This window comes from Clostridium sp. L2-50 (genome assembly GCF_000154245.1).
Lineage (GTDB): Bacteria > Bacillota > Clostridia > Lachnospirales > Lachnospiraceae > Coprococcus.
Genome location: NZ_DS480318.1, coordinates 62956 through 77850, shown reverse-complemented (window position 1 = coordinate 77850; position 14895 = coordinate 62956). Strand labels below are relative to the sequence as shown.

The 14895-nt window shown below is 42.6% G+C and carries 12 protein-coding genes; 4 read left to right on the top strand and 8 right to left on the bottom strand.

The window, feature by feature from the left end:
* Positions 1–100: 100 nt before the first annotated feature.
* Entirely contained in the window at positions 101–1195 is a 1095-nt protein-coding gene (locus tag CLOL250_RS05715) for a prephenate dehydrogenase (RefSeq protein ID WP_008401289.1), read from the top strand.
* 51 nt (positions 1196–1246) lie between these two features.
* Complete coding sequence (gene aroA / locus CLOL250_RS05710) at positions 1247–2518, top strand: 3-phosphoshikimate 1-carboxyvinyltransferase (RefSeq protein ID WP_044945245.1); 1272 nt, start codon at positions 1247–1249, stop codon at positions 2516–2518.
* Between the two features lie 626 nt (positions 2519–3144).
* Here aroA and queA read toward each other — a convergent pair.
* The 8 genes from queA to CLOL250_RS05670 form a co-directional block, all read right to left on the bottom strand.
* Complete coding sequence (gene queA / locus CLOL250_RS05705; protein WP_044945243.1) at positions 3145–4170, bottom strand: tRNA preQ1(34) S-adenosylmethionine ribosyltransferase-isomerase QueA; 1026 nt, start codon at positions 4168–4170, stop codon at positions 3145–3147.
* Positions 4171–4374: 204 nt separating this feature from the next.
* Positions 4375–5049, bottom strand: coding sequence for a hypothetical protein (locus CLOL250_RS05700; RefSeq protein WP_008401284.1), 675 nt, complete (start codon positions 5047–5049; stop codon positions 4375–4377).
* Between the two features lie 237 nt (positions 5050–5286).
* A complete protein-coding gene (locus CLOL250_RS05695; RefSeq protein WP_008401283.1) occupies positions 5287–5664 on the bottom strand; it encodes a hypothetical protein in 378 nt (125 codons plus the stop codon).
* Positions 5665–5806: 142 nt separating this feature from the next.
* Positions 5807–8236, bottom strand: a complete 2430-nt coding sequence (gene pheT, locus CLOL250_RS05690) for a phenylalanine--tRNA ligase subunit beta (RefSeq protein WP_008401281.1) — start codon at positions 8234–8236, stop codon at positions 5807–5809.
* Positions 8237–8260: 24 nt separating this feature from the next.
* Positions 8261–9280 carry a phenylalanine--tRNA ligase subunit alpha gene (gene pheS, locus CLOL250_RS05685; RefSeq protein WP_008401280.1) on the bottom strand — a complete coding sequence of 340 codons (1020 nt, stop codon included), beginning with the start codon at positions 9278–9280 and terminating at the stop codon, positions 8261–8263.
* Between the two features lie 361 nt (positions 9281–9641).
* Positions 9642–10190 (bottom strand): pilus assembly FimT family protein, encoded by a 549-nt coding sequence (locus CLOL250_RS13295; RefSeq protein WP_049941089.1) that lies wholly within the window; start codon positions 10188–10190, stop codon positions 9642–9644.
* An 86-nt stretch (positions 10191–10276) separates the two neighbouring features.
* A complete protein-coding gene (locus tag CLOL250_RS05675; RefSeq protein WP_008401278.1) occupies positions 10277–11200 on the bottom strand; it encodes a YihY/virulence factor BrkB family protein in 924 nt (307 codons plus the stop codon).
* On the bottom strand, positions 11181–12827 hold the full coding sequence (locus tag CLOL250_RS05670; RefSeq protein ID WP_008401277.1) for a SpoIID/LytB domain-containing protein: 1647 nt from the start codon (positions 12825–12827) through the stop codon (positions 11181–11183). Before CLOL250_RS05670 ends, CLOL250_RS05675 begins: the two co-directional genes overlap by 20 nt.
* A 429-nt stretch (positions 12828–13256) precedes the next feature.
* Between CLOL250_RS05670 and CLOL250_RS05665 the strand changes: the two genes are divergently transcribed.
* Positions 13257–13877: a hypothetical protein gene (locus tag CLOL250_RS05665; protein WP_008401276.1), complete on the top strand. Its 621-nt coding sequence runs from the start codon at positions 13257–13259 to the stop codon at positions 13875–13877.
* Positions 13878–13917: 40 nt separating this feature from the next.
* A complete protein-coding gene (locus tag CLOL250_RS05660) occupies positions 13918–14871 on the top strand; it encodes a DUF2156 domain-containing protein (RefSeq protein ID WP_008401274.1) in 954 nt (317 codons plus the stop codon).
* Positions 14872–14895 lie beyond the last annotated feature (24 nt).

Genomic DNA, 14895 nt, shown 5'->3' with positions numbered 1-14895 from the left:
TATTGTACACCTTTTTAGTTTTTCTTGCTATTTTGATTTTATGTGTATATAATGTTGTTACACGCTTTAACGCGTTAAACCCCAAAAAGGAGAAACAGCTATGAATGCATTTAAAATTGGTTTTATCGGTCTTGGGCTGATCGGTGGATCGGTGGCAAAATCTATTCACCGTATTTTCCCAAACTATACGATCATCGGCTATGATGTCAACACTGTAACCTTAAAAGAAGCGCAGGCGGATGGCACCTTAGATCATTATACAACAAATATCAGCGACATCGCAGACTGTGATTATGTCTTTCTGTGTGCGCCGGTTCATTATAATATAGAATATCTGAAAACTTTAAAACCACTGATCTCTGATTCCTGTATCCTGTCTGATGTCGGCAGTGTCAAATCCGACATCTACGATGCTGTAAAGGAACTGGGACTTGGTTCTCATTTTATCGGCGGTCATCCAATGGTCGGATCCGAGCGCTCCGGCTACGATGCAGCAACCGACCGTCTGATCGAGAATGCTTATTATTTCATCACCCCATCTCCGGACGCTCCGGCAGACCGCGTGGAGGAATTCATGACATTTATCGGTGACCTGGGTGCTATCCCGATCCGATATTCCCCGGATGAACACGATAAGATCACTTCCTATATCAGTCATGTACCGCATGTGATCGCCGCATCTCTGGTCAATCTGGTACGGCATGCCGATTCCCCGGACGGAATCTTTAAATCTCTGGCAGCCGGAGGTTTTAAAGATATCACACGAATCGCATCCTCAAACCCGGTAGTCTGGGAGCACATTCTACTCAGCAATCCGAAGAACATCGTGAATGGATTGAAGGAATATATTGAGCTTCTAAATAAAATGATTTATGATATTGAAAGAAATGACGCAAAAGACATCAATGCTTTCTTTGAGTCATCCAGAGAATATCGGGATTCAATCCCGAACAATACAAGCGGTGTTATCCGTATGCAGTATGAACTCTTTGTCGATATCCCGGATGAACCGGGCGCTCTGGCAAAGGTTACGGTACTGCTCGCTGATGCAGGCATCAATCTGAAGAACTTCGGTATCTCCCATAATCGTGAAGACGAGGAAGGCGTTCTACGTTTATCCTTCTACGATACGGATGCATGCCGGAAAGCATTTGACCTTCTTGCTGATGCCGGATACCGTTTATATAACAGATGAGACTACATAAAAAGGAAATGGACGATATAGCGTCCAGACAGGTAATACATTATGATATTTTCCAGAAGAACAGGATTAAAAGGAACCCTTACGATCCCCGGAGATAAATCCATCTCCCACCGTTCGATCATGCTTGGATCACTGGCAGATGGTATAACCGAAGTACATGGATTCTTAAACGGTGCAGACTGCATTTCTTCTATGAACTGTTTCCGCGAAATGGGTGTAACGATCGACCACAATGGGGATACCGTTATCATTCACGGTAAAGGGCTTCATGGTTTGCAGGCTCCGAAAGAAACACTCGATGTCGGTAACAGCGGAACAACTACCAGACTGATGTCCGGAATTCTTGCGGCACAGAATTTCAAGAGCCGCGTGATCGGTGATGCATCGATCTGCCGCCGCCCAATGAAACGGATCATGACCCCGCTCTCTCTGATGGGCGCTGATATCGTGAGCGAAAACGGAAACGACTGTGCGCCGCTTCTGATCACCGGAAAGCCATTACACGGCATCCACTACGATTCACCGGTTGCTTCGGCACAAGTCAAATCTTGTATTCTTCTTGCCGGTCTGTATGCCGACGGCGAAACCAGTGTAACCGAACCATATGTATCCAGAAATCATACGGAGCTGATGTTTGATGCTTTCGGTGTCGATATCAAGACCTCCGGCACAACCGCAATTGTAAAACCTGCGGATAAATTATACGGTCAGAAGATCATGATCCCGGGAGACATCTCCTCGGCGGCTTACTTTATCGCAGCCGGACTTATCACACCGGATTCCTGTATCACGATCAAGAATGTGGGTATCAACAATACCCGCGACGGAATATTAGAGGTTGTAAAAATGATGGGAGGTACGATCACCTACGACCGGCTGGATCAGCCTGGTGAACCTTCTGCCGATATCACTGTACAAACATCAGATTTAAAAGGTTGTGTGATCCAAGGCTCTCTGATTCCGAAGTTGATCGACGAGATTCCGATCATTGCCATCATGGCATGCTTCGCAAAAGGCCAGACCGTTATCAAAGATGCACAGGAACTGAAGGTGAAGGAATCAAACCGGATCGATGTTATGGTGAGAAATCTTTCCGCTATGGGCGCAGATATTACTGCTACCGATGATGGCATGATCATCCATGGCGGCAAGCCGCTTCACGGCGCTGTCATCGACAGCCATCTCGATCACCGGATCGCCATGAGCTTTGCCATTGCCGGACTTAACGCCGACGGCGACACAGAGATCCTTGGCAGCGACTGCGTAAATATCTCCTACCCGACCTTCTATCAGGATCTCGCCGGGCTGAGATAAATAATCCTCGGACGCTGGGATGAATGTATCAACATTTCTGATAGGGAATTACAAAAAAATCCTGCTGCCCTGCTATGTCAAAAGACAAGCAAGTTTTCTATTCGGTTCGCACATTTATTAGTCAGCAGTCGCCCAAACTCACCCTTACGGGTTCAAACATGGGCTTGGTGCTGACAATTCGTGCAAACCTCATAACGAAAACTTCGCTTACGTCTTTCGTACATAGCCGGGCAGCAGGATTTTTATTGTAATTTCCTTATATAATATCTCGATATAACTCATCCCAGCGTCCGACAGTTTCAAATCGCTGCAATACAGAAGTTCTGTAAAATACATTGTGGCTCATCTGATTGGCGAATTAATTTTGACCTAAAGCTGTGCATAAAAATATTGCCGGGTTGTTATATACACAAGACATTAGTTGTATTTTCGTTATGAGGTTTGCACTAGCTGTCAACATCAAGCCCATGTCTGAACCCGTAAGGGTGAGTTTGGGCGACTGCTGACAAATCAGCGTGCGAACCGAATAGAAAATATACTTGTCTTTGTATATAACAATCCCGGCAGTAGTATTTATGTGCAGCTCAGGTCATAACTTAATATCATCCAGATGAGCGCAAGGTATTTTACAGAATCAACATGGCATCGCCGAAGGAGAAGAAACGATAGCGTTCTTCCACTGCTACCTTGTAGGCTTCAAGAATCTTCTCACGGCTGTAAAGTGCTGATACCAGCATCAACAACGTGGATTCCGGCAGATGGAAGTTCGTGATCAGTCCATCGATGGCTTTGAACTTATAGCCCGGATAGATGAAGATATCTGTCCAGCCACTACAGGCACGAAGCATACCATTCTCATCGGCTACTGTTTCCAGCGTTCTCGTACTGGTCGTTCCGACTGCAATGATTCGACCGCCATTTTTCTTTGTCTCATTGATCGTCTCTGCTGCTTTCTCATCGATCACATAGAATTCCGAATGCATATGATGATCCAGAATGTTGTCCTCTTTTACCGGACGGAATGTTCCAAGTCCGACATGAAGCGTTACATGTGCGATCTTGATGCCTTTTGCCTTGATCTCCTCTAAAAGCTCCTTTGTAAAATGAAGTCCGGCTGTTGGCGCTGCAGCAGAACCTTCATGCTCTGCATAGACAGTCTGATAACGGTTCTTGTCTTCCAATTTATGTGTGATATATGGTGGGAGTGGCATTTGTCCGAGTTCATCTAAGATCTCCTCAAAGATTCCCTCGTATTCAAAACGAACAATACGATTTCCCTCTTCCACGATATCGATGACTTCACCAACCAGTTTGCCGCCACCAAAGATGATCCTTGCACCGACTCTGGCTTTCTTTCCCGGCTTTACAAGCGTCTCCCATGTACAATCATCCAAACGCTTCAATAACAGCACCTCAATAGCCGCTCCTGTTCCTTCTTTTTCACCGATCAGTCTGGCAGGAATCACCTTTGTATCATTAATAACCAGACAGTCGCCTTCTTTCAGATATGATATTACATCATAAAAATGTTTATGTTCGATGGTTCCTTCTTCTCTATCTAAAACCATTAATCTCGAATTATCACGCTTTAAGAGTGGGTCCTGTGCGATCAACTCCTGAGGCAGATCATAGTAAAAATCTGATAACTGCATTTTCTTATCCTCCTTAAAACTCAACTATGATAATGCCACGTTTTATGTCTAAATGCAAGGAAGAAAATGAAGCAGCCAGCCTTAGTGAGAGTGCTTTTTACTTTATAGAACGAACTTTCCTATATAGCAAAAATCCGGATACAGCAATTCTGCCATATCCGGACTTCTACTAAAATATACATGTTATCTGTTCTGCTTATGTCTTTATCCTATGATTGCCTTGATTTCAGCTTCACTCATTTCGGTTACATCCATGATCTGCTCCAAGGAATAGCCTTTCTTATGCATTTTCAGGATAATACCAGCTCTTTCTTCCGACCTTCCAACAGCCTTGCCTCGTGCTTCGCCTATCGCTATTCCAGCGGCTTCGCCCTTTGCATATCCCATTTCCTCTACGCCTTCACTCAGATTGCACATGATCTTCACCCCATCTCTTATACCGCGTCTCTCTACCGGTATATCATACTCCTGTTTCATAAGCTTCAATTTTTGTTCTGCCGTCATTGTCTGCGACGCTTCCAGATTGATGATCATTTTTGCCAGTCCATCCCTCATCCGCACATAGAAAATGATGTCAAAACACACCTTGCCCTCATCGATCTCGGAACTTTCTGTGTTCAGCCCGACAATCCGTTCACCGGTTCCGGCATCTACCATTTCTTTGTTCGTTAGTCCGGGTTCTACCGGAACCTGACTGATATACGGTTCGCCCTCGATCAGCGAAGCAACCATATCTGCATCCATACCTTTAAATTCTTCTACTAACCTGATCAGTATATGCGCCAATATGATCTTCTGTCCAAGCAAGCGCTTGGCACTGGCATCATACTGTGCTTTCTGATATGTCGCATCAGCGGAATATACTAATTCATTATCCATGTTCCATCTTCTTTCCTGACAGAACAGAATAACATGCGTATTTTTTTGCTTAGTATATTGCCGCCATCTCTCCAAATTTGATTGTAACGGATATCAAAGGGGAAAACAAGTTTAACCATAAAAAATCCGGATACAGCATCTCATATCAAATAAAATATAACAAAACCCCTGTCTGCTATAGATTCATATATTTCTCATATCCATAACAGGCAAGGGTTTTATAAATTTATTTTCTAATTATTTTATCTTCCATGTCTTTACATATCCAATGGATTTCTTTTTCATCTGTTTCTTTAAAGCTATCTTTATCATATTGGCAAATGCCTCTCCACCAAGGGATACTACGGTATAACCTTCCAGTTCTGACGGAATATTCAAGACTGCCTTTCCTTCCACAATCTTCAACATAAGACCGCCTTCAACACCCTTTACAATCTCTATGGTCTTCTTTTCTTTATCCAGTATGCGATACTGATAATATCGATTCTCCGTTGTATAAATCGTATCAGTCTCTTCTGCATGCACTTCAGATACCGTAGATATCGTTCCCTGATTTTCAAATAATTCCCCGATCATCCCTGCTGCCATGACAAGCACCATAGCTACTGCCATCATTTGTAACTTTCTTTTTCCTATCTTCTCTCCTTCTTATCCCTATAACCAAAAGGGTCTGAACAATCTGATATACCAAACCGGAGAATACCTGCATTACAAATATCCTCCGGTTCATAATACCAGAATTATCTAAACCTGTAAATTAAGCTCTGAGTTCAATACCAAGCTTTCCTAATTCTTTTACAAGCTTCTCAATGATCTTATCGACTTCTCCGGCCTCTAAGGTTCTGTCTTTTGCACGGAAAGTCATCGTGTAAGCAACAGACTTCTTACCGGCTGCGATCTGCTCGCCTTCATATACATCAAAGAGCTTATAGCTTTCAAGCAGCTTGCCGCCACACTTCTTGATCAGTTCTTCTACCTGACCGACAAAGATGCTCTTATCCATAACCATACTCAAGTCTCTGGTACTTCCAGGGAACTTTGCAATACCTTCATACTTGATATCAAAGGACGACAGTGCTACGACATTTGGCATATCGAGAACTGCTACATATACCTCACCCTTTAAGTTATAGTTATCACAGGTTTCCGGATGAAGCTGACCGAGATAACCAACAACGGTATCGTCCTTTACGATATTTGCCTGACGACCCGGATGCAAGAACGGATGCTCTGTTGTAGGAACATAGGTACAGATATTCTTCATACCAAGGTTATCGAATAACTCCTCGATCACACCCTTTAAGTTGAAGAAATCACCCTCGCCGTACATACCGATCGTGAGCTTCATACGTTCTTCCGGAAGCTCTGTCAGTGGAAGCTGCTTTGGAAGATATACATTTCCGAACTCGTACAGACGTGCAACCTTATTCTTACGATTGAAGTTCGTTGCAAGAGAAGTCAGCATACCATTTAAGGATACCGTTCTCATGATACTGAAATCCTCTCCCAGCGGATTTGCGATCGTGATCGCCTTTCTGTAGACAGAATCAGCAGGAAGCAGTAATTTGTCAAATACCTTCGGGCTTTCAAATGAATAGCACATACCGCCGGAGAATCCGTTCCCTTCCAGAATGTTTCTTGCAATGTCATAGATTCTGTGGCTGTATGGCTTCTTACCTACGGTAGCTTCACCCTTTGGAAGTGACATCGGAATCTTATCATATCCATAGAAACGGGCAACTTCTTCTGCCAGATCTGCCATGCAGTTTAAATCCTGACGGAAGGTTGGAACAGTAAGTGTCTTTGCTGCTTCATCATATGTTAATTCCAGCTTGCCGAATATATCAAGCATAGTCTTTTCATCAATATCGGTACCAAGAAGCTTGTTGATCTTTTCAGGCTCAAATGGAAGCACTTTAGGCTGTACAGGATCCGGATATACATCAACCATACCGCCAACAACTTCACCTGCACCCATTTCTTCGATCAACTGGCATGCACGGTTGATTGCTTCTTCTGCAAGGTTTGGATCCAGTCCCTTTGTGAACTTGAATGCAGCATCCGTTGCAAGTCCGAGTCTTCTGGATGACAGACGGATATTGGTTCCGTCGAAGCATGCTGCTTCAAATAATAAGGTCCGGATATCATCTGTTACCATGGAGTTCTCACCACCCATGATACCTGCGATACCAACTTCTTTTTCTCCGTCACAGATCATCAGGACATCCTTATCCAGCTTTCTCTCCTGACCATCGAGTGTCACAAATGTATCGCCATCCTTTGCACGTCTGACAATGATCTTATTTCCTGCGATCGTAGACAGATCATACGCATGCATTGGCTGTCCGTATTCTTCCATTACATAGTTTGTGATATCAACCAGATTGTTGATCGAACGGATTCCCTGTGAAGCAAGTCTCTCTCTCATCCATTTTGGTGATGGGCCAATCTTTAAGTTCTTTACAACTCTTGCGCAGTAACGCTTACACAGATCTGTGTCCTGTACTTCTACAGATACATAGTTATTTACATCTTCGTCATTTCCTGTTTCCTTGATCACCGGTGGGTAGAACGGCTTGTCAAATGTAACAGCAGCCTCTCTTGCCATACCGATCATGGAGAAGCAGTCTACACGGTTTGATGTGATCTCATATTCTACAACGACATCATCCAGACCCAGTGCCTTTACTGCATCGTCACCCGGCTTTACATCTGCTTCCGCAGGAAATACATAGACACCGTTTTCCGGTGCTTCCGGATACAGCTCTCTGGATGATCCCAGCTCCTCGATCGCACACATCATACCATAAGATGGCACACCACGAAGCTTGCCCTTCTTGATCTTGATTCCATCAGCAGGAAGCTCCCCGCCATCGTGTCCGCCTGCTACTTTACCACCGTCAAGTACGGTAGGAACCAGATCTCCTTCTTTTACATTTGGTGCTCCGGTTACGATCTGAAGCAGCTCATCTGCTCCGATATCGACCTGACATACAACCAGCTTGTCAGCATCCGGATGCTTTTCTATCTTAACGATCTTACCAACTACGATCTTTTCAAGATTCTTGTCTTTTTTCTCAAAACCTTCTACATGTGAACCGGAAAGTGTCATTGCATCGACAAATTCCTGTGCCTCTACATCAAGATCAGGCACATATACTTTTATCCATGAAAGTGGTGTATTCATTTTTCTATCTCCTTTTCCTGTTTTTTAGAACTGCTGTAAGAAACGTACATCGTTTTCGTAAAGAAGACGCATATCGTCGATTTCGTATTTTAACAGTGCTACACGCTCCAGACCGATACCAAATGCAAATCCTGAATATTCCTCCGGATCAATGCCACAGTCATGAAGTACCTTTGGATGAACCATACCACAGCCAAGGATCTCGATCCAGCCGCTTCCCTTACATACACGACAGCCCTTTCCGCCACATTTGAAACAGGTTACATCCATCTCTGCTGATGGCTCTGTGAATGGGAAATGATGTGGACGGAACTTAACCTTTGTGTTTTCACCGAAGAATTCCTTTGCCCACTGCTGTAAGGTTCCCTTTAAGTCAGCCATCGTAATGTTCTTATCGATAACCAGACCTTCTACCTGATGGAAGGATGGTGAATGTGTTGCATCTACTTCATCAGCTCTGAATACTCGTCCCGGTGAAAGAATACGGATCGGAAGGTTGCCCTTCTCCATGATTCTTGCCTGTACCGGAGATGTCTGTGTACGGAGCAGGATATCCTTTGTGATATAGAAGGTATCCTGTTCATCCTTTGCAGGATGATTTGCAGGGATATTTAATAATTCGAAATTATATCTATCATATTCAACTTCAGGGCCTTCTACGATCTCATAGCCCATACCGATGAATACACGTTCCAGATCTTCAAGAGCGATCTGATTCGGATGTCTGTGTCCATCGATCTTCTTGATTCCCGGAAGGGTAACGTCGATCGTTTCGCGCTTCATCTTCTCTGCACGAAGTGACTGATTGATCTTCTTTGACTTTTCCTCTAAGGCTGTCTCAATCGCCTGTCTTGCTTCATTTACCATCTGTCCAACCTTTGGTCGATCTTCAGGTGCTACATCTTTCATACCCTTTAATACCTGGGTCAGTTCACCTTTCTTTCCGAGTACAGATACTTTTACATCATTTAAGGATGTCAGTACATCTGCTTCATTGATCTTGGCAAGTGCTGCTGCTTTGATTGCCTCTAATCTGTCTTTCATCTTTCATTCTCCTTAAATTAAAATAAATTAAAAATAAAAAAAGCCCCAGTCCACAAAGGGACGGAGCAACCGCGATACCACCCTGATTCTGACACCCGGTCTTCCCGGAACTGCCAGCACTCATTCTATGTTATAACGGTCATAACCCGTTATCTCCTACGCTTCCTTTTAAGGAATCCTCAGAGATAAAACTCGGATGTGAAATTAAATGAAATATGGTGCTCGACCAGGCTTCCAGCCGATGACCCGGTCTCTCTGTCAGACATATCCCATCTTTTGCATCTTCAACGTCTTCTCTTCCATCCGCTTATAGTCAGGATGGTTAAAACTATACTTAAATATAGCACATTTTTAATATGTGTCAATAACTTTCTTCAACGACCCATTCATTATCTGTTACAGAAAATGTAAGCTTCGCTCTCAGATTTCCTTTGTCGTCTGATAACATGATAACCGACTGTACACCTGTATCCGGGTCGGATGCAACGGCACCGCCGTTTTCTGAAAGCGCGATCTGAAGCGGAACTCCCTGATTATAGAGTGTAATACTTCCCATTCCAAGCGATGTAAACATCTGTTTAAAATACTTCGCCTTATCTGCCGCAGGCATATCTACGAAGTTGCCGGCATTATCCTTACAGATGATCGTCCCTGTACCGGAGCCGTCATCCGTCGAACCGGAATATGTGACAGCACGAACGGCATACCCTGCTTCATTTGCTTCGATCGCCATATTTACAACTGCCTTTTGCAGCTCGGATGCCGTATCCAGATATACCTGTAATCTGGATTTCTTGATATATTTAATAAGCGCCGGAGCAAGTGCTCCTGCAAGAATAGCCATGATCGCAATTACAATGATCAGTTCAACCAGTGAAAAGCCTTCATTTTGTAAGAATCTTTTTTTCATTTTTTCTCCTCTCATCGAATTCAAATTCCCCATTCATTTATACGCTTAGTATATTTCTCTCATCCATATTTTTCAATATTTTTCTGCTATTTTTTTTCTTTTCCCGAGAATTTTTTCTGAATCTGATCCCTGAGCTTAATAAAAATATCCCGTATACTATCCCTGAAGAACAGATTTAATTCAGCACCCAGCAGCAGGATATACATACATATATATAACCAGAGCATAGCGATTACCATACTTCCAAGGTTCCCATACATATAAGTATTGATTCCAAAATAAGTAAGATAGGAAGAAAACGCTGCTGATAACAGAACCCAGCATACGGTTGTAAATACCGCCCCCGGTATTGCTGTCTTAAGGCGCAGGTGATTATCCGGCAAACGACAGTATATCAGCAGAATAACGGCAAATACCAATACCGGTGCGGTTAACAGTCTCGAATAGAAAAATACCTTTTCTGAATAATCCACCCAGTTCGTCTTTGCCAGTATATCTTCCATGATCGTATTTCCCAGAACATATACACCTGCCAGTGCGATCAGCATAACGCAGAAAATTAACGTATATAATGCATTTGTCAGTCTTCTTAATATATAATTCTTAGTATCCTTTGTCCGATCCATAAAATTGAGTCCCCGTTCGATCGCCATCGTTCCCTTTGCTGCCGACCAGATTGCTACAATCGCTGATATGATCATTGTCATCCCAACCTGAGCACTATAGATCTCATCCACCATATAGCTGAGCATATTCGCCATATCACCGGGAATGATTTCTTCTATCAATGCCACAAATTCTGCCTGAGTCACCGGCAAAAATCGTATACCGATCAGGAGCATCATGGCAAATGGGAAAAATGAAAGCAGTAAAAAGAAAGCTGCCTGTGCCGCAAACGCAGACAACTGATTGTCTTTGTTAATTCCCATCACTCCCTGAACCATCCGGACAATAGCAATATTCTGAACTCTGTCTATCACCCCTGTGACCTTATTCCTGTATTTTTTCATCTGTTACAAATCCTGTCTCATTTATTTTTTTTATTTCTGCTCCATAAAAATAATGCAGCAGAATCTTCTCATATTTATAGCCCTTTTTCGCAAGATCGTTTGCTCCGTTCTGGCTCATTCCGACACCATGGCCAAAACCGCCGCCATATAGATGATACGCCCCTTCTTTGTCCTTTTCGATATAAAAGTATGCACTTGGCAACAACGACCATCCGCTCACTCTGCTCTCATCCTGTTTTACAATTTCGACTTCAAACGGATATAATACCTGCCGGATCGCCATCTGGCCATCAACCTTTACAGCACCCTGTTTTCCGTATATTACCATACTTTGTGCGATTCCGCTATTTCCTCTTTCTGTTATTATGATATTTTTTATCGTCCCAAGAATCTCTTCTGCTTCCTGCCCCGCAAATTCGGTTATTGCATCCGATTCATTCCCCTCTTTATCATAAAAAGTAAGACAACCGGCAGCCACCTGCGAAAGCCCCTGTGACACAGCCGACTGCATCTGCTCTTTACTATAGTCTATCGACCAGCGATACATCGGTTCTTCTTTTTCAATACTATTCACATATATCTTCTTATCTATAAAATCACGAAAAACCTCCTCTGTAGACAGTCTTCCATCCCCGATCTGAAAATATCCATGATCAAGCATAACAGGTGTACTATTTAGCTTTGCTTCGGTCTCTGCATAAGTCTCCAACTGATCGTTCAGATATGACAATTTATCTCCTCCCCATACATCATCATTTCTGCATGTGGTTCCGCATGAAGTAGAAAAAAAATATGCCTGTACCATATCTCCATCGCAAGTGAGCACTTCACCTGCAGTCTCCTGTACCGCCTCTATCGTTTCCGGTGTTTCAAATATATTGTTGTATACCTGACAGGCTGTCGTATCATCAAGATCGGCACCATACTTTTCATATGCATGATCTCGGATTCTGTTTACCGCATAACTTCTGGCACAGATTGCCTGTGCCTTTAATGCCTCCTTCTCATAGGAAGATGGCATCTCACTGGATACAACCGCATACAGGTATTCTTCCAGATCAATCTCATTTGTAACGATATACCCTTCCTTTTTCTGTATGTGTATAGTTCCGTGATAGGATGGCGTTCCGTCTGATTTTTCAAAATTTTTAAGTACGATCCGGTCAGAAGCGGTCTCAGGCTCCACCGTGATATAATCAAATGTATTCTCCTCAGCAAATGCCGCTACATCAAATACATCATTTCTCTTATACGAGATGGTCTTCTTTCCGTCCACATTTACATTATATGTTCCGGCACAACTGATGCTCACCGTATCCTGTAGATAGACTCCATGATTCGACAACAGTACCTTCACCTGTTCCGGCACCACAGGTTTTATTTCTGCTTCTTTTTTCTCATCCTGTCCGTTCTTCTTTTTTGTATCTGTCTCTTTGCTTTTTTTATCCGCATGCTCTGCCGCCGTCTGCGTACGTTCTCTTATATTCGAAAATATACTGATATCCGCCCGTGAAAAAATATCATCCACATCCGTTTTCTCGCTTACTGCCATCTTTGCCGCATACAGGGTACCCACAACCAACAGACATGTTATGCATAATGTAATAAATTTGATTAATTTTTTCATATATTCTCCATTTTTCGGGTATACTTTAACACAGAAAAAGCAGCATCTTAGATGCTGCTCTTTATCTTTCGTATAAAACTGAAATGCGTTCCTGCATTTTGAGTCCTAGCCAATGCTAGGTGGGCAACCGCAACTGAATCTCTGTCTTCCACGTATTAAAGAGGCATGACATCACAAGCAGCAATATAGGAATCCCTTTTATTCAAATGTAGGTTCAAAATCGCAAGAAGCTTAGTACATCTCAGCTTTAACGTAATTATACTATAGGCCTTTTTTACATGCAATACCTAAAATTTGAATAATGGTTTCTTTTTTTCAGTCAGAAGAATTGAAAAAACCTTTATCCCTGTAGTATAATGCATCTAAGTATGAAAATTTCTACTGTTTTTTACAAGGCAGGGATTAATAAAATATGGCAGGTAAACCGATATGAGTAAAACAATATTGACAATTATATTTGGCATCCTATTGCTTCTGGTTTTTATTTTTCTGATTATCTGGACAATCAGCTCTTCCGGGAAAAAGGTATCAACGACACGCAGCAAACGATCTGCCGCCGCCAAACGGAATCTTGAAAATGATCTTTTTGACGAAATTGATGATATTGACGAAAGCATGGGATACTGGTACAACAAAGAAGATATGGCCGATGCCGATGAGATCATGAAAATCCGGTATCAACACTATTTCAACAAATTAGATGAATGTATTCGTGATCTGGTTATCGAGATGTACGACTGCGGTCTTGTGCGAACAGAGGAACTATATTCCATCGCCTATGGTCAGGATGCTCTGACTCCCGATTCCGTTGTTTACCGGATCTCGGATGATTCCGGCGAAGACGAAGCCAACGTCCATGCATCCCTCTCTCTCCCACCGGTTTCTGATGAAGCTCAGCGTAAAATATATGAAAAATGGAGCGGATATGTAAATGAACTTCTGGAAACGGTAGATATAGAGACCTCCGATGACAACAAAAAAGCAATCATTGACGGACTGATGACCTACGGAAGAAAGAATCTCCGCACACTGCTTTACAGTCCGGAATAAAATTAATCAGAATTATAAATCATTAGAAAGATATATAAAAATGGAACTTATTAAACCAAATTTATCGCAACTTGATATTTTAAACCGCTATTTGAAAGGAAGCAGCATTAAAGATTGCGGCTTCTGTACCGGCAATGCAATTCTATGGGCAGAAGAATACCATGTCTCTTATGTAATTCTTTCAGAAATGCTTGTTTTTATAGCTGAAGAAGATGGCAAACCTTCTTCTTTTACCTTTCCGATCGGCATTGGTACAGATTTTATAAAAGATATACAGAACCCGGATTATCTGCTGAATGCGCGTTCTGTATTTGATGAAGTCTGTACCTATTTTCATGCTCAGGGTGTTACACCATGTGTACACTGTGCTACACCGGAAATCTATGAAATTATCACAGGCTGGTATGGAAAGGAATTCCCTTACACACTGGATCCCGGTGATTTTGACTATATCTATACGGTAGAAAAGCTCACATATCTCCGTGGCAAAAAGCTGCACGGCAAACGTAATCATATCAATAATTTCATGCGTAATTACCCGGACTATGAATATTACACGATCACGGACGAACACATAGATGCATGTCTTGCGATCGCCAGATATTGGGTGGAAAAACACGATGTCCTACAGCCTGAGCTTGCCGAAGAACATGCTTATGAATATAATATTATCCGAAAAGCCCTGTCAAACAGGAGAAAAATGCAGATGACAGGCGGAATCATATACGTCAATCACATTCCTTCTGCATTCACACTGGGCGAGCCCTTGACCAATGATACTTTTGATGTACATTTTGAGAAAGCGGACGACAGCATTGACGGCATCTATCCTATGATCAACAAAACATTTGTTGCAAACGAACTTCAAAATTACACATATGTAAACAGAGAAGAGGATCTGGGACTTCCCGGGCTTCGCAAATCCAAAATGTCTTATGTTCCTGACATTTTATACAAAAAAGGAATCATTACCCTAACCGGTCTCTATGATTAGAAAACGGTTTTTAATTTTATTACA